Origin of the sequence: Parabacteroides sp. AF17-3 (genome assembly GCF_003635445.1) — a bacterium.
Taxonomy (GTDB): domain Bacteria; phylum Bacteroidota; class Bacteroidia; order Bacteroidales; family Tannerellaceae; genus Parabacteroides; species Parabacteroides goldsteinii.
This window is the reverse complement of the sequence record NZ_QTMM01000025.1, coordinates 53,874-71,536: the sequence shown is the minus strand read 5'-3', so window position 1 is coordinate 71,536 and position 17,663 is coordinate 53,874. Positions and strand designations below refer to the sequence as shown.

The following is a 17,663-nucleotide window of genomic DNA, read 5'->3' as shown; positions in this document are numbered from 1 at the left end:
TTATTGATTATCCATTACTCGCCTGCTTCTTACGGAAAGTGACCGGAATGGTGTATTTCGTCCTGACTATCTTCCCATGTTGTTTGCCGGGGTTCCATTTCGGCATTTTCCGGATGATACGGATTGCTTCGTCTTCTAGTTGCTTATCGCCTTTGGAACGAAGAATCTCGATATTACTCAACGAGCCGTCCCTCTCAACAACAAAGCTAAGAGTTATCCGGTCTTCCTTGCCAGTTGCTCTAACCTCTTCCGATACAGCATTCTCTAAAAACGCCAGCATACCCGGCTGACCACCATCGGGAAACTCCGGCATTTGTTCCACCACCACAAATACCTTAGTCTCTAATTCCTGTTCCAGTTCACGTTCTTTCTGTATCAGATATTCCTGTTCAGATATTCCTTGCAGGATATATTCGGGAATGGGAGTTTTAGTGGCATGTGCCAGTTCCTGTTTATCATCAGAAAGGACAAATTCTGTCATCAGACGTACGTTATTCCCTATACGAAGGTCTCCAAGGGTGACATCAAGAAAAAAACGATAGCGTCCGGGAAGGTTCGCATGCACTTGAGGATAAAGAGAAGCGTCAATAGTCTTATGCTCCCCATTTTCCGCACCATAAGCAATCAAGACTACGATTCGGTCTGTAGGCAGTCCGCGCCATACGCCATCCGTATCTTCATAGGTGATAGTATAATCTCTACCATAATAAACCTTATCACCGCTATTGTTATACAAAATAAAAGAAGCCTTCTCCGCATCGGTCGGATAAACCGTATACTCCGGACGAAGAGATATGCCCCGTGTATCATTACCCCCCACCATTGCATTTTCGGCAGCCTTCTCCGGCCCGGTAAAACGAAAAGCGGGGGAATCCATTACTTTCTCACGGAACTCTTTCCGCTTCTCCGGCGTGTTAAGCATCAAACGGATTTCTATGTCATTGATTCCAACACCTGTACTTACCACATTCTGCATAACAGGCGTTTCCTTCAATGCTTCCCATCGTTCGCTCAGTTTGTTCTGAATAACAGCCAGTTCCTTCTGCGTGTAAGCTCCGGCCGGTTCTACGATAAACTCTTTCGAATCCAGAACTTCTTCCAGTTGTTTACGTACGGCGGCAGAATCACCCCTAATCTGGATAACCAGCGTATCCCGGTCGTTGATATAGACACCACCGATAAAATCGGGACAATCCTTGCTTTCTACCGAGAAACCGACAACTCCGGGAGGATTATCTCCATAAAGTTCTCCCAGTTTATGTAGCAATCGTATCGGTACTTCCTGTGCAGACATCTCCCGGCCCGTTATCTGACCGACACTGTCTGTCGGCATTAAATCCGTCTGCTTGCGGGAAGTGGAGACATTGCAGGAAGAAACAAGCCACAAGCAACTGAGACATACTAGTGAAAGATAGTAATTCTCCATACCGCTCTTTTTAATTTGTTTCCAAATATACGGAATTAAAGATAGGATAATGCTTATCTCCGGCAAAATCATGTCCAAATAGCGGAACAAACACGCTATTCCGTGACCACAACGAGCATAAATCAACTGGAAAAAGTGTTAAAAGTCACCATTTTTGAGTCACAAAAGAGACATGGAAAGCCTCTTTTTGCCGTCATTGGACTGACGAACGACCAGGTAAAACCCGCCATAAGGGATTTGGATATAATCTATCAAAGAAAGGTTAACAACCTAACAGATAATAAAATAACAAAGTCTACCTCTTAATTCTACACTCCCGTTTTAAGAATCGGGGGCGGATGGGGGCGACAAAAAGGCTTTTTGGGAAACTTCTGTATAGTGTGTTCCTTGTTCCTTCTACGAACTGATCGTAAAAGGAACAAGGAACATCTTATTATAAAGTTTTCAAAACCCTCTTTTTGCCGCCCCCATCTGCCCCCGAATAGATTGGCTGCGGCAGCTATTTTATTTGATTGCAGCAGCCACCGGAAACAGCTGCTGCAGCCAGTGAAAACAGTTGGGGCACCCATTTTTTTTATCCGCGTTATCCGCGTCTATTTAACTCATATTCTAAAACGCCCTCCTCTTCATTCCGTTATAAAACAACCGTCTTCCACACTCCAGTCGTTGCCGAAGAAACCGGATACGCGGATGCCATGAATACCTTCTTTCAAGATATCAACATTAAATATCAGTAAGTCGGGGAAGCCGGTAATGCCGGAAATATAGTCGTTCGGATAAGTCGCTTTCATGCCTTCGATACCTGTTCCGGCCACTACACCGACACTGGCCGTTGGACTGTCGGGACGCGGGTAGACGAAATAAGTTCCCAGGTCGTTGCCTTTAAGCACTTTGTCTCCCATGCGGATTTCTCCCTTCAAGACTTGTATGGGGGCATTCTTCAGGAGCTTGTTCCAGGCTTTGTTGTTACTGGCATTTCCGTAAAGCACCACATTCCGGTCTGCATAGGCGGAAGGGATGAAATCTTTGTCGGCAATCACGTCGATAGAGCCATTGCCCCTGTACAGAAAAGTCTCCGCATCAAAGCGGGCCTTATTCTGATACCAGGTATTTTCTTCCTTATTTCCTCCGGTAGCATATACAAATACAACACGATTATCGAATGCCTGCTTGAAGCCGCCGTAACGGGAAGGATATTTCTCCGTTACCGGAATCTCTTCCACCAATGACCATTTGCCGGAAACCTTCTTCAGCACAGCCGGCCGGGTTCCGTCTACCGGGATTGTTTCGTTATCGATAGTGATGCTGGCTTCTGCCGGAAGTTTCAGAGCCGGAAAATCGAATGTAAGCGATGCCACATTGGACGTCGTACCCGAAATACCGTTGTCCGTCTGTTTGAAGGAGACGGAAGAAAAATCGTAAGCCGTATCCTGCTGGTTGATGGTCACCCAATAATCTTTGGCAGAGATAGCCGGGGAAGCGGTATGGAACTCCAGCTGTTTCACTTTGTCGGCAGACGGCACACTGTGCCAACGGAAATAATCGAAGATAGGTTTCCAGTCAACGCTTTCATTACTATACCAATGGGAACCGCCCGGATATTCATAATAACAGAAGTCGGGATGGAAAGTACCCAGTATTTCACGCATGCGGCGAACCTGTTCGATAGGAACGACATTGTCCGAATCGCCGTGAAGAATGTAAATGCCCGATTGCAGGAAGTTCTTTCTCAAATCGAGGACACGTCCGGCATTGGCCGCCTGGCAAATCATCGGGAAATGTTTCTCACCGACATTCGCAGCATCCGCATTCGGCCTTGAATATTTGGCAATATCCGGATAGCTGGCGCAGGGAGCGATAGCGGCAAAACGGTCGGGATAGGTTACACCCAGGAACCAGGTTCCGTGGCCTCCCATCGAATGCCCGGTAAGATAAGTATGGGCGGGGTCTGTCTTAAAGACCTTTTCTGCTTCAGCAAGCACTTCCATCGCGTCGATACGTCCCCACTCTTCCCAGTTGAAGCCGAATGGGCGGCGGTTGGTCGGGGCAATGATATGTCCCCAGTCCTTCGGCGCATAGGCACGGGCCTGGTTGCGGGCCTCCACGGATGCGCCGTGGACGGACAGGAACAATGCCTGGTTATCGCCCTGCGTAGTAGAAGGATTCACGCTGTAATACTGCACGCTTCCGTCCACATCGCTGATAAAGGTACGTTCGTGGATGGAAGAAGCATCTTTCTGTTGCAGGGATATCTCCGTGCGGTCAATCTCTTTGCCGGATTTGTCCTGCAAGAGAACAGTCGCCTTCGTCTCCCCCTTCTTTGAAGAGGTAGCGCCGGGGATACGGAATTTCACTTTGCGGACCATCATAGGCATGACATCGTCCGTCGTAACAGTCGCAGACTCTCCGTTTTCCAGCGTACATTGTATCTTCAGTCCGGTAAGAGCTTTCTCCTGTGCATTGACGATACGGATGGCGGCCCATTTCTCTCCTTCCCCGTTGATAATGTCGGGAAGGGTCATATCCCTCTTTGTCAGCATCACCGGCTTGGTAGGGATAATCAACTTGGCTTCCACCCTGCCGAAACGGCCGGGAGTGAATATAAACTCATTCATCCCTTTCTGCATCCGGAAAGGAATCAGCGTATAAGCAAAGTCGTAATGGTCGCCCTCATGAGGCATACCATTGATAAAGGTACGAGTATTCCCGCTTGATTCGAGCAAGGCGATCTGAGGTTTATCCGCCTTATATTCCGTAAAAACATAGGCACGGCGTAAAGCACGGTTGGCGAACTTTCCGGTAGAGTCGGCCTCGATAGGAGTCCATTGCACGGCTTCGCGGGTCCGTCCGTAATTTGTTGCCGTCAGGTCATTTGCAGAAGGAGCCTTGAACTTCCCGGTCGCGATCTCCCAGCCCAACCCATCAGAGGTCGTGAACAAATAACCGGAAGGAGCCGTCACCGGCAAGAAATAACCCTGCCGGAAAGTGTGCAATATCATACCCTCGTCGACACGTTCCACACGCTCTTTTCCAAAATACTCGACGATGTTCCCTTTTGTCTGTTGCGCCGCCAAAGGGGATAATCCCAGATACAGGCTGGCGACAGCCATTAGATAAATTTTTTTCATTTGATTACCAATAATACTGGTCCATAATCTCTTTCATCCGGGGAGTATCGGCATCGGTGTCGCCGACTTCCTGACGGAGTGTCAGCAATTCCTGTTTCATCTCTTTGATGATATCCTGATACTGCGGTTCATTGTACATATTCTTATCTTCTTTCGGGTCGACTTGCAGGTCATGAAATTCCCAGGCCGGTGTTGTCGGAGTTTCTTCCGAGCCGGTTGCATTCAGACGGTCGCCATAAAGGAACATCAGTTTATACCGTTCGTTGCGGATACCCATGTGGGCTGGGCGAATGGAATGGTGTGTCCAGTAACGGTAATACATTTCCTTACGCCAGTCGGCCGGTGTTTCACCTTTCAGGTTCTGACGGAAACTTTCTCCCTGTGATTTTTCCGGCGCCTTGATACCTGCGTAATCGGCAAGTGTGGCGGCGAAATCTACATTCAGGATAATATCCTTATTGCGTGTTCCCGCCGGAATCTCTTTCGGATAACGAATCACGAAAGGCATGTGCAACGGTTCTTCATACATCATACGTTTATCGAACATGCCATGTTCACCCAGGAAATATCCCTGGTCGGAGACATAGACGATAATTGTATTCTTGGCCAGTCCTTCTTCATCCAGCATCTTGAGCAAGCGTCCGATGTTGTCGTCGATGGTCGCGCCGCAACGCAGGTAATCTTTAATCATTTTCTGATAGATTTTCTTACGGGCAGCCACTTTATCCATACCTTTCGTAGAGAAAGGCAGTTCCGGATATTGGCACCACCAGGCGGCAGGGTCTTTCGATGCGGTTTCCCAACGCCATCCCATATTCTCCAGCTGCTGGCCCTGGAATGCCCTCCCGGACGTTTCCGGTCCGAACTCCATCATACTTTCCGGTTCCGGAAAGACAACATCATCGTACAGATGCTTCATCCGTTCCGGAAAATCCCAGGGTTCGTGCGTTGCCTTGAAATGACAGCACATCATGAACGGTTTGTTCTTATCCCGGTTACGTATCCAGTCGATGGTCTGGTCGGTAACGATATCGGTAGAGAAACCTTTTACCTCGGTGCCTTGCTTGCCCTTATCGTCGTCCACCCAGTTCTCGGCAGTCTTGAAGATCGGATTGACATATTCTCCCTGATCATGGAACACATTGAAGTGGTCGAAACCGGCCGGTTGCCTTTTCAGATGCCATTTACCGATCAGGGCGGTCTGGTAACCGCCGGCCTGCATTTGCTTGGCGATATTATCGACTGCCGGGTCCAACCCGTCCTCCAGCGTATAGACGCCGTTGCGGTGGCTGTATGCCCCGGTCATAATGGCGGCACGGCTCGGTGCGGAGATTGAATTCGTACAGAAACAGTTATCCAGCACGCAGCCTTCAGCGGCCAGGCGGCGGATATTCTCGTTCTTCACATAGTCGGCCAGAATACCTCCATAGATACCCCATGCCTGGCCTGTATGGTCGTCAGACAGGATAAAAAGAATATTCGGACGTTCTTCCTGGCTTTTCTCTGATTTATTGGCCGAGTTACAGCCAATAAAAGGCAGGCATGTTGCCAACATACCTGCTTTTACAATTAGATTAGCGTTTCTCATTTTTATATTATTATTTCAGTTTTCCCGGTTCGCGGCGTCCTGTACCCTTCACACGTGTCAGGTTATCTCCCAGGTCTTTACGCATATCGTCGGCAATCTTCATCAGCTTGGCTGCTTCTTCCGGATATTGGGAAATAACGTCGTAACGTTCTCCCGGGTCACGGCGCAGGTCATACATCTCGGCTTTCTTCAATTCCAGATTTGTCAAATCTCCCGGCTGTCCGTCGTTACCCGGCACATAAGCGCCGTAAGTGACATATTTATGCGGGAAGACCAGCTTGAACTTACCGTCCGTGACTGCTTCCAAATCATTTTTATGGAAATAATAAACGAACGATTCGCGCGGGTTGGCATCTTTCTCCCCTTTTATCAAAGGCAGGATGCTGACACCGTCAATCTTACGCTGGGGCAGCGGTGCGCCGCTGATATCTGCCAATGTAGGAAGAAGGTCGATATTGGAAGCCAACTTGTTACAGGTTGTTCCCGGCTGGGTTACTCCTTTCCAGTACATCACGCAAGGGATACGGTTACCTCCGTCGAAAGTGGTAGCTTTAGCCTCACGCAATCCGCCGGCCGAACCGGCATGGTTACCGTAGTTCGCCCACGGGCCGTTATCAGACGTAAGGACAATCAGTGTATTTTCTTCCAGCCCCTGTTCGCGGAGTGCTTTCAATACTTCACCGACACTCCAGTCCAGTTCCATCATGACATCGCCATACAGTCCCTGTTCGCTCTTTCCTTTAAACTTGTCGGAAACGGCCAGCGGAACATGCGGCATGGAATGTGCCAGATAGATAAAGAACGGTTTATTCTTGTTCTTCTTGATGAAATTGACCGTACGGTTGGTATAATCCGTTGTAAACTGTGACTGGTCGGTGTTATAACCGATAATCTCATTTCCGTCATAAGTCGGCAGGTCCGGGAAATTGAACACTTCTCCCTGTTGCGGATGGAAAGGCCACATATCGTTTGAATAAGGCAATCCGTAATATTCATCGAAGCCGTTCTGCAAAGGCAGGAACTGTTTAGCATCTCCCAGATGCCATTTACCGAAAACAGCGGTACTGTATCCTTTCTGCTTCAGCAACTCTCCTATCGTCATTTCGTCCGGACTGATACCATAATCAGAACCCGGTCCCGGTGCACCGGCAAATCCGATACGGTTCGGATAGCATCCGGTCAGCAGTCCGGCACGTGAAGCGCCACTGATAGGTTGTCCGGCCAGAAAATGAGTGAAGCGGACTCCCTCAGCAGCCATACGGTCGATGTTCGGCGTTTTATATCCGTATGCGCCATTATAAGAAAAATCCCCATAACCGGCATCATCGAGGTTGATGATAATGAAGTTGGTGTAGTTCGCTGCAAGTCCCGTTACTGATAGTCCGGAGGCCGCAGCCAAAAGCATTAGCTTACTATTCATGATATCGTGTTTTTATTAGATAATGTTGTTATTATTACCGCATAAGAGCGTTAAAGATACAAATAAAATAAATTTCTTCCGAATGAAAAAACGATTTCATTCGGAAGAAATCAGAATTACTCCCGCATCCGGACCAGGATGCGGGAAGGTATGTTCAATTATTTCCAACCTGGGTTCTGTACCAGATTTTCATTTAAAAGAGTTTGTTTCAAAGGAATCGGATACAGATAGCATTTATCTTCCCAACCCGGATTCGGTTTCTCGATATAAGTAACACAGTTTACATAGCGAGGCATTTCCGAACCTTTATACAGACTCTTTGCCAGCGCTTCGCTATTGTAATCTTCTATATTATTAATCTTGACGCCGACAGGCTGTTCATTCAGATAGTTACCTTTTTTCCAACGTTTGATATCGTCAAAACGGAAACCTGAACCCATCAATTCGGAACATCTTTCACGGCGTATCTCCCACAAAACAGGAGCGACATCCGAATCACGGAACTTGTCGAAATCAGCACCGATATTGTTTATCACCATAGCCGCAACGCCGGCACGTGCACGCAACTTGTTGACAGTAGCATCGGCAACGGACTGGTCGAAACGTCCCAGCTCAAACATTGCTTCGGCATGGTTTATCAACACCTCTCCCATACGGAAGATAGGCCCGTCGGTACCTTGTACCTCTCCTTTATCAGCTCCGGGTAACGCATTATAATATTTGTACATGAAGTAACCGGTCTGCGTATCCACACCGCTGACTTTTACTGCCGTCAAATTCGGTATATTTGCAATATAAGAAGCCTTCTTCGACAGAGGCAACATTTTCCTCTCCGGATTATTTTTAGATAACTTACCCATTAAATCCATATACTCACGTTCCACAGCGTTGCCCGTATATTCCCAATGGGATAAATCCGTAGAAACCGTCACTTTATAAGGAGGACAAATTGTATAATACAGACGTAAGTCACGATTTCTGAATTCATCATACACCGTATTGTCGCCATCATAAACGGTAGAAGTAGAAATAGGCCGTCCGTCAGCACATAAGTATTGTTCTACGAGCTTCTTTGAACCTTCATACAAACGTTCGCCAGTCGTACGCTGAGTCAAATCGTGCCCCTTTCCGCTTTCGTTTTCCAGGTACTCCCGATACAGAAGGATACTGCTTTGTCCTTTCAGGCTGGATGAGTTAAACACATCATCATAATCCGCCATCAGTTCCAGATTCTGGTCGATAAGTTTCTGGGAGGCTTTCACGCTTGCTTCCAGATATTTCGTACCGTCTACATTATCCACACTACCATGATACTTTCTCCAGGTCCCTTCATACAGGCCGAAACGGGAAATAAAAGCACGTACTACATTCGGATTGACCGTATTGTCGCCGTCACCTTTCTCGTTTATATGCTCTTCGGCATACAACAGATTTTCCAACATGTGATTGGCAACCACCTCACGGGAATCTTGTTTTGCATACAACACATCCACATCTCCGGTCCCTACCAGATGTTCCAGCCAGGGCAAGTCACCGAACTTCTGAAGAAGTTTGAAGTATTCATGAGCACGGAAAAAATAACCGACTCCACGCCAGTGCGCTTTCTCCTTTTCCGTCATCTGTGAGTTTTCGATATTATCCAGCATCAGATTCACCCGGCGGATAAATTCAAACGTCCATGTATCCGCACTTACATTCGAAGCAGACATACGGTTGTTTGCCCAGGCGATACCACGGGCATCATTCGAATCGAACAACATATCCGATACATCTCCTGCCTGAGGATAGTTCTGATAAGCAATCAGTGTTTTATTGTACAATCCCCACGCGTACATTTTAAAATTATCATAAGTCGTAAAGACCGTGTTTTCCGTTTCTTTATCGATCGGGTATTTATCCAGGAATTCATCATTCAGGCAGGAAGTACCTCCAATAAGAAAAGCAGCCAGACATGCTGATAAATATATTTTTTTCATAAGAATCAAGTGTTATACAAATTATAAAGTAACATTAATACCAAAAGAGAATTTCTTCATGAACGGATACAAGTCATTAATACTCATCGTTTGTTCAGGGTCCATTCCTTTATACATATGATGTTTTGTCCAGAGGTCTTCACCACTAAAGAATACTTTAAAAGCCGAAATCGCTCTTGTTTTCTCAAGCCAGCTACTCGGGAATGAATAACTCAATGTGATATTTTTCAGTTTGATGTAAGAGGCATCCATCAGATATTTAGTCTGATTCCTTCTGTTGAAACCATCCGTTCCCTGATTCACACCTGTCTGGTTTCCTAAACGCGGGTAATAAGCATTCGGATTTTCAGGAGTCCAATAATCCAGGTGATGTTTCAATACTGTAGCAGCAGCATTCGGGTTATCCGTGTTGGTGTGCGGCCATGCCAGGAAATTTGATTTACCGTCCGTACCGACAATCAGGTCACGTTTTCCAACTCCCTGGAAGAATACGGTCAGGTCAAAACCTTTCCAACCCACACCGGCATTGATTGCATACGGATAGCGTCTGGAATTATTACCGATAATCTTTCTGTCACCCGGATTTTTAGCCGTGTTGTCACCTGAGTTATCAATTTTACCATTCCCGTCTAAGTCTTTGAACAGGATATCACCTGGTCTCGGGTCACGAACATACGGGTCGATAGTAGGAACTCCTTCTTTCAGTTTATAGATACCTTTCGCCTCATCAATCGTTTCGAAATCATCTTCCGTATAGAAACGGTCTGTAACAAATCCCCATATTTCCCCTATTTCCTGACCTACACGATAAGTAGACAATGATTCTGTCGGGTTATCGAACTTCGTTACTTTCGAACGTGAATCATACAGGTTCAAACCGATGTTATAACGCCAGTCTTTACCGATACGGTCTCTCCAGTTTATTGCCAACTCCCAACCTTTTGTACGCAAGTCGGCCGAGTTTTCCAACGGAGAAGAACCGCCAAGCACAGAAGGAAGTTCCTTACCCGGAGCCAACATTCCTTTCGTATCACGACGATACCAGTCAAATACCAGGTCTAAACGGTTATCGAACATACCCAAGTCGAAACCGATATCCAGCGTTTCCACCTTTTCCCAGGTAAAGCTCGAACTAACCAAAGCCGGAACTTTACGGGTTATATTCCATAAGCCATTTTCCAACCATCCGTTTTCCGTCGCCATTACGCCCAGGAATGCATAGTTCTTAATTGCCTGGTTACCTACCTGTCCGAAAGAACCTCTCAGCTTGAAGTTCGTAACATATTCCTTCGACCAATCCATGAATTTTTCTTCAGAAACTCTCCAACCTAACGAGAAAGAAGGGAAAAAACCGAAACGGTTGCCTGAAGGGAATTTGGAAGAACCATCATAACGCCCGTTCGTTTCAAACAGATATTTCCCTTTATAGTTATAAGAAGCTCTGTAATACAAACCACGTAACGAATATTCGTCATATTCATCACCGGTAGTCATGGTTCCGTCTGCGCCGCTCAATGAGGGATGTTCCGGATTTACCACATGCAATTTCTTTCCCCAAACTCTACGCATGTAACTGTATTCCTGGTTGAAACCTGCCATTACACTGAAAGAGTGGTCGTTTATCGTCTTATCGTAATTTCCGTAAACGTTGATTGCATTGTAGTTGATATGCTTTTCATCCAACTGGTATGAAGAGTTACCGCTATAGGAGTCCGCCACTGAGAAATAGTTGTTTTCCGCATTGACATACTTTACTGTTTTCTGGTATTCATCCTGGTCGTAATTAGTTCTGTTGAAAGTATATTCAGCATTGATTAACAGTCCTTCCATCGGATTGAAAATAGCTTTACCGAAAAGACGGATATCTTCGTTGTTCTTTGCCTGGACCGGAGAATTCATGATATTCCAGCGGGGAGTACCGATTGGATAAGTTTCCCCATTTATCTCAACGTCACCTTCAGGATAATAAGTCGGCAGCAATTGGGCCAAACGATACGGAGACCAGTTTCTCAACGTATTCATATTCGGGTTGGTCGTTTTCGACTTGGAGTATTTAATATCCGCCTGCACTTTCAACCAGGAAGTAATTTCCGTATTCACGAAAGAAGACAGGTTGTATCTGTTATAACCGTCCTTATCCGTAACCAGAATACCGTCTTCATCCAGGTATCCGAAAGATAAACGGTAAGCAGACTTAGCCGTACCGCCGCTCACTGAAACATTATGTGTCTGCTGGAAACCATAATTATCCATCATACGTTCCAGATGGTTGTTCTCTTTTAAATCGTAGCGGTTACCATTATCATCCATATAATAGCCTAACGGATATTTACCCGGATTTGCCTGGTAATCTTCCAGATAGCCCAACCATGCAGTGATATCCTGTCCGTTGTTATAACGGCCGTTCTTATATCCCATATCATTATAGAAACGGACTGTTTCCAGCGGAGACGCTTTTTCTATCAAAGACTGAGGCTTTGAGAATGCAAAGTTGTTGTTGTAATTGATAGAAACCTTTTGCTCTTTATTCGCCTGCTTTGTTGTAATCAAAATAACACCGAAAGCAGCACGTGCACCGTAGATAGCAGCAGAAGCCGCATCCTTCAAGACTGTTACCGTTTCAATATCGGACGGAGAAATCATATTGATATCCATCGGAACGTTATCGACCAATACCAACGGTTCGCCTTCTCCGTATTCGTCGATATTCAGACGGTTGGTACCGCGAACATTCAATGTCATGCTCTTACCCGGACTACCGGCATTGGTGGTAATTGTCAGACCCGGCATAGCTCCCTGCAACGCCTGGCTGGCGGAAACGACCGGACGGTCACCCATTACCTCTTCCATCTTCACCGTACTCACGGCACCTGTCAGATTGGCTTTTTTCTGTGTACCGAAACCTACGACTACGACTTCATCCAGTGTCTGGGTATCTTCCAGCAACTTAACTGCATATTGCGACTGCTGTCCGTCTACACGTATCTCTTTGTTCAGATAACCGATGTAGGAAATCGTCAGTGTACTGCCGGACGGAACATCCAGGCTGAATTTACCGTCGATATCCGTAATTGTGCCGTTAGTGGTACCTTTCACTACCACATTCGCACCGATAACAGCATCTCCCCTGTCGTCTGTTACCACACCTGAAATTTTCTTTTCCGGCTGTGCCTGCTGACGGGACGGAGCAGCGTTGGTTTTACGCACGCTGACTGCAATGGTATTGTTCTCCCGGTTAAAATCCAGACCGGTCTGTTTGGATATTTCATTTAAGACGTCTTTCAACGGTTTGCCATTAAAGGACAAATTGACCGTTAACTTGTTGTTGGTGACGGTCTCGCCGTAAAAGAACTTGACTCCCGTTTGCTGGGAAATCTCTTTGAGGACCTTTTCTACCGGTTGATTGTGGACCTCAACGGTCACTACTTCTGATTTTATCGTTTGGGCCATTGCCGGTTGTGCGCATACAACTGCTAAAAAAACAAAAAGTACAGCATAACAAGCCCAACAATACTTCTTAATATTAAGGAAGTTCATAAATTTGGAATGTTTTATGGTTGTTTTGAATAGTAATTTAAAACGACTCCGTATAGATTGCCTGGCCTCCACTCCGGACAATCGGTAGAGTATAAGGAAGGTCCCTGTGACCTTCCTTTTCTTTTTATGGATAAGTTAACTGGTGTCTTTCATGTAAGTATCAATTTAGAATAAGTTAATAATCAATTCTTATATAAAACTATTTTGTCATTTTCTATCCTGTATTTTATATCTGTTGAATATTGTATCGATTTAAGTACTGCTTCCAGACTTTTATTATCATGTTCCCCGTAAATATAATCGTCATATTCCGCACCCGGGGCAAATTCAATAGTCCGGTTATACATGCGGACCAGTTCATTGACAACGGTCCGTATGGGAGTCCTGTTAAAATAAAGACCACCTTTTATCCAGACAGTGGAAAGCCTTGCATCTTCATTCCGTTTCTGGAACTCGCCTTTCGTCTTATCCATCACGAACTGTTCGTCCGGCAGCAGGCGCATCATCGCTTCCGGTAAATCGACCTGCACTTTCCCCGTCTGAACACTAACAGTCAACTGCTCGTCCATATCGAAGGCTTTCACATTGAAGGAAGTACCCAGCACCTTTACATCGGCATCTTTCGTATGGATAAGGAAAGGTTTCTCTTCATCCCGGGTTACCTCGAAAAATGCTTCTCCATTCATCTCTATCCGGCGGACATCAGTAATGAACTCCCGGGGATATCTTAAATAAGAACCGGCATTCAATGTTACGGAAGTCCCATCCGGCAAAATAATCCGTTTATGTTCGCCGTTCTTCACATGCACTTCCGTATATGTCAATACCTTTTCCTGATTCGAACGTATCAGGCGGAACCCGCCCCAACCTATCGACAAGATGACAGCCACGATTGCCACATATCTCAGATAAGGAATAAAGGAGAAACGTTTCTCCGGTTTCCGGATGCGCGATAATAACAAACGGGCCTCTTCCCTGTATTGCTGATGCTGCAACGACGAAACCTCATCTTCCTCCATCTCTTCCCATACATTGTCCATTGCCTCGGATATTTCCGTATTGTATTTTCCGGCATGGAAATGCTTCAACAGGTCGTCGGCATCTTTACGGGTATAGAGGCCGTCGACGAATCGTTTCAATAGGTTGTTTATATACTTCAAATCTGCCATATTATCGGTGCATGTATTTATAGTACCACGAAATGGGGTACAACTGGGATATGATTAACTTTTATTATGAATTCAGGCAAAAGAGCAGTACTAGTAAATCGGCATACGTCCCGGAGTATTTCACTAAATATGAACGTATTACTTTCAAAGACGCAGAGATATGCTGCTGGACGGTATAAACTGAAATATTTAATTCTTCCGCTATTTCCTTATGAGACTTCATCTCTTTCCGGCTCATATCGAAGATACGGCGTTGCTGCGAAGTCAAATCGAGCAGGGCCTTTTCGAGCAGTTGGTTCAGGTCGTCATCCAATATTTTATCTTCCGTATCATTGGTCACATCTACCGAACCGGACAAGATGGTATTTTTAAGCTGTTGTTCTTTCTCTATCCCGGCCAGCAGATTGAGAATCCGGTTTTTCACAATTGTATAAACATAAGGTGCAAAAGGAGAATCCGGATTCAGGAAACGCCTGTTTTGCCAGACGGAGGTGAAAGCATCCTGGAAAACATCTTCTGCAAATTCTTTCGATTTAAGAAACTTCATCGCAAAGAACATCAGCCTGTTCTTATACAAAGCGTATAATTCACAGAATGCAGACTCGTCATCCTGAATCAAACCTGCAATAAGTATTTTTTCCTGTTCTGAATTATTATACATTTAAACTAATAAGTGGAAACACAATCCATACTCTTTGTATCCTAAAACTTGTCAAATATAAAGATATTCTATATACCTCACAAACATGTCTGTAAAATAAGACCGGCATTCCTGCGAACTTCTTTAATTCTATCTACGATTTTATTAAGTCAACAGGAAAGCGTACATTTGTGTGATTTTTACGAAAGGATTAGATTGCAGATGAAAGTATGTATTGCTGAAAAACCGAGTGTGGCACGAGAGATTGCCGAAGTACTGGGGGCTACAAAAAGAATGAACGGGTATATTGAAGGAAACGGATATCAGGTTACCTGGACATTCGGACATCTGTGTACACTCAAGGAACCTCACGAATACACCGACGACTGGAAACGATGGAGCCTGGGAGCACTTCCTATGATTCCTCCCCGTTTCGGTATCAAGTTGATTAGTAACCCGACCTACGAACAACAGTTCAAAGTGATTGAAAGCCTGATGCAGAATGCAGAGATGGTCATCAACTGCGGTGATGCCGGCCAGGAAGGAGAACTGATTCAACGTTGGGTGATGCAGAAAGCCGGCTGTAAATGCCCGGTTTACCGTTTATGGATATCATCCCTTACCGAAGAAGCCATTCGCGAAGGTTTCCAGCATCTGAAAGAACAGACTGAATTTGCCAAACTATATGAGGCCGGATTATCCCGTGCCATAGGCGACTGGTTGCTGGGAATGAATGCAACCCGATTATATACAATCCGTTACGGACAGAACCGGCAGGTACTTTCTATCGGCCGTGTCCAGACACCGACACTGGCACTGATTGTAAACCGCCAGGCAGAGATAGATAATTTCAAGCCCGAACCTTACTGGGAGTTGAAAACCGTCTACCGGAATACGACCTTCTCCGCAACCAAGGGTAAATTCACCAAAAAGGAAGAAGGGGAAGCCTTCCTCGAAATCGTACAGCAGGAAGACTTTACCGTCACCGATATTTCCGAAAAGAAAGGGAAGGAATACGCTCCCCGCCTTTTCGACCTGACCTCGTTGCAGGTGGAATGCAACAAAAAGTTTGCATTTACCGCCGACGATACATTAAAACTGATTCAGTCATTATATGAAAAGAAAGTGACCACCTACCCCCGTGTAGATACCACTTTCCTGAGTGATGATATTTACCCGAAAGTTCCGAATACACTGAAAGGGCTGGTCGATTATACCGAGCTGACGGCTTCCCTGTTAAATGCCAAGATTCCCAAAAGCAAAAAAGTATTCGACAACTCAAAGGTAACCGACCACCACGCCATCATCCCGACTGGCGTACCCGCCCGTAACCTGACGGAGAATGAACGGAAGGTATATGACCTGGTTGCCCGTCGTTTCATCGCCGCCTTTTACCCGGACTGTGAAATCTCCACCACAACCGTACTCGGTAAAGTGGGTAAAGTTGATTTCAAAGTAACCGGAAAACAGATATTAAAACCGGGATGGCGCGTCGTATTCGGTGCGGAGCAAAAGGACCCGGATGCCGAACCAACCGAGGAAGAAGGCGTATTGCCGGACTTCACCAAAGGAGAAACCGGACCGCATAAACCTTTATTAAAGGAGACCTGGACGACTCCGCCCAAGCCTTATACAGAGGCTACATTGCTCCGTGCAATGGAAACGGCCGGTAAGCTGGTCGATAATGACGATTTGCGTGATGCCTTGAAGGAAAACGGTATCGGCCGCCCTTCCACCCGTGCAGCTATCATTGAAACGCTTTTCAAACGTAACTATATCCGTAAAGAACGAAAGAACCTGTTCCCTACCGCCACCGGAAAGGAATTGATAGGTACAATACACGAAGAGTTACTGAAAAGTGCCGAACTGACCGGTTTATGGGAAAAGAAACTGCGTCAGATAGAACGTGGAACTTATGAGGCAAAAACATTCCTGGACGAACTCAAACAGATGGTCCACCAGGTAGTCATCAACGTCCTTTCCGACCAGTCCACCCGCACCATCACCATCGAGGAGGCCGCCAAAGAAGCACCGAAAGAGGAGAAAAAAGAAAAGAAACCCCGCAAGCCGCGTGCAAAAAAGGAAGAGGCTCCCAAAGAGAAAGCAGTCCCCCAACAACCGGCAAAACCGGTTTGCCCCATCTGCAAGAAAGGAAACATCCTGCGAGGCAAAACAGCCTACGGTTGTTCCGAATATAAGAATGGTTGTACATTCCGGCTGGATTATGCGACTTACGGGGAAGGGTTATCGGATGAGGAACTTATTTCTGTAATCAATCAAATTCAGAAAGAATAAATTTAAGAGTTTGAGGGTCCATACGGTTATCCCAAATAGTCAATATTTGTATTTGATTATTTTTTACCCGATAGTACATCGTATTATAATATGTTATCAGACATTGACGCACCTCTTGGCTATCTTCGAACAAAGGAAATAAATCAGGAGTTATACTTATTAACTTCAGACAACGAGTTATCTCTGAAAGAAAGTTCTTTTTGATAACTTTCCCCCATGTTATATCAAGATATTCAACAATATCATCCAAACGCTCCCGAGCGAGAGGGGTAAAATAAATATCCATGATTATTTATGGCGAGCCAATACTTCTTCCATAGGAATAAGAAAACCGTTATCAGCTTGTTCAATGCTGACACGTATATCTTCATAAATACGTTTCGGTACATTGATACGGGAATAATATTGAGCCACAGGCTCATTTAATACTGACTTTGAATGCTCTTCAGATTGTAACTCTTCTTTTTTCATATCTTCAGGTTTA

General features: G+C 45.6%; 11 protein-coding genes. 1 reads left to right on the top strand and 10 read right to left on the bottom strand.

The annotated features are described in order from the left end of the window. Positions 1–7 precede the first annotated feature (7 nt). The 8 genes from DWW91_RS25650 to DWW91_RS25610 all read right to left on the bottom strand — a co-directional run bounded on the left by DWW91_RS25650 (position 8) and on the right by DWW91_RS25610 (position 14,905). On the bottom strand, positions 8–1,426 hold the full coding sequence (locus DWW91_RS25650) for an energy transducer TonB (protein ID WP_046147678.1): 1,419 nt from the start codon (positions 1,424–1,426) through the stop codon (positions 8–10). A 626-nt stretch (positions 1,427–2,052) separates the two neighbouring features. Next, positions 2,053–4,554: an alpha/beta hydrolase-fold protein gene (locus DWW91_RS25640; RefSeq protein WP_233584578.1), complete on the bottom strand. Its 2,502-nt coding sequence runs from the start codon at positions 4,552–4,554 to the stop codon at positions 2,053–2,055. A gap of 4 nt (positions 4,555–4,558) precedes the next feature. After that, entirely contained in the window at positions 4,559–6,142 is a 1,584-nt protein-coding gene (locus tag DWW91_RS25635; protein ID WP_048316166.1) for a sulfatase, read from the bottom strand. A 10-nt stretch (positions 6,143–6,152) separates the two neighbouring features. Next, positions 6,153–7,562, bottom strand: a complete 1,410-nt coding sequence (locus DWW91_RS25630; RefSeq protein WP_122329303.1) for a sulfatase — start codon at positions 7,560–7,562, stop codon at positions 6,153–6,155. A gap of 158 nt (positions 7,563–7,720) precedes the next feature. Continuing rightward, the gene (locus tag DWW91_RS25625) at positions 7,721–9,538 is read right to left on the bottom strand and encodes a RagB/SusD family nutrient uptake outer membrane protein (RefSeq protein WP_122329302.1); all 1,818 of its coding nucleotides are present in this window, start codon (positions 9,536–9,538) and stop codon (positions 7,721–7,723) included. A gap of 21 nt (positions 9,539–9,559) precedes the next feature. Then, positions 9,560–12,988, bottom strand: coding sequence for a TonB-dependent receptor (locus DWW91_RS25620; protein WP_158599483.1), 3,429 nt, complete (start codon positions 12,986–12,988; stop codon positions 9,560–9,562). 269 nt (positions 12,989–13,257) lie between these two features. Then, the gene (locus DWW91_RS25615; protein ID WP_046147491.1) at positions 13,258–14,244 is read right to left on the bottom strand and encodes a FecR family protein; all 987 of its coding nucleotides are present in this window, start codon (positions 14,242–14,244) and stop codon (positions 13,258–13,260) included. A gap of 64 nt (positions 14,245–14,308) precedes the next feature. Beyond that, positions 14,309–14,905: an RNA polymerase sigma-70 factor gene (locus tag DWW91_RS25610; RefSeq protein ID WP_046147492.1), complete on the bottom strand. Its 597-nt coding sequence runs from the start codon at positions 14,903–14,905 to the stop codon at positions 14,309–14,311. Between the two features lie 201 nt (positions 14,906–15,106). On the opposite strand from DWW91_RS25610, the gene DWW91_RS25605 reads away from it, so the two are divergent. Then, positions 15,107–17,179, top strand: coding sequence for a DNA topoisomerase 3 (locus DWW91_RS25605; protein ID WP_010802584.1), 2,073 nt, complete (start codon positions 15,107–15,109; stop codon positions 17,177–17,179). Here the strand turns inward: DWW91_RS25605 and DWW91_RS25600 are convergent. Together DWW91_RS25600 and DWW91_RS25595 are read right to left on the bottom strand one after the other, a co-directional pair. Then, positions 17,157–17,465, bottom strand: a complete 309-nt coding sequence (locus DWW91_RS25600; protein ID WP_046147494.1) for a type II toxin-antitoxin system RelE/ParE family toxin — start codon at positions 17,463–17,465, stop codon at positions 17,157–17,159. The two genes, DWW91_RS25605 and DWW91_RS25600, sit on opposite strands and share 23 nt — an antisense overlap. 2 nt (positions 17,466–17,467) lie before the next feature. Continuing rightward, positions 17,468–17,650, bottom strand: a complete 183-nt coding sequence (locus DWW91_RS25595) for a hypothetical protein (protein WP_010802582.1) — start codon at positions 17,648–17,650, stop codon at positions 17,468–17,470. Between the last annotated feature and the right edge of the window lie 13 nt (positions 17,651–17,663).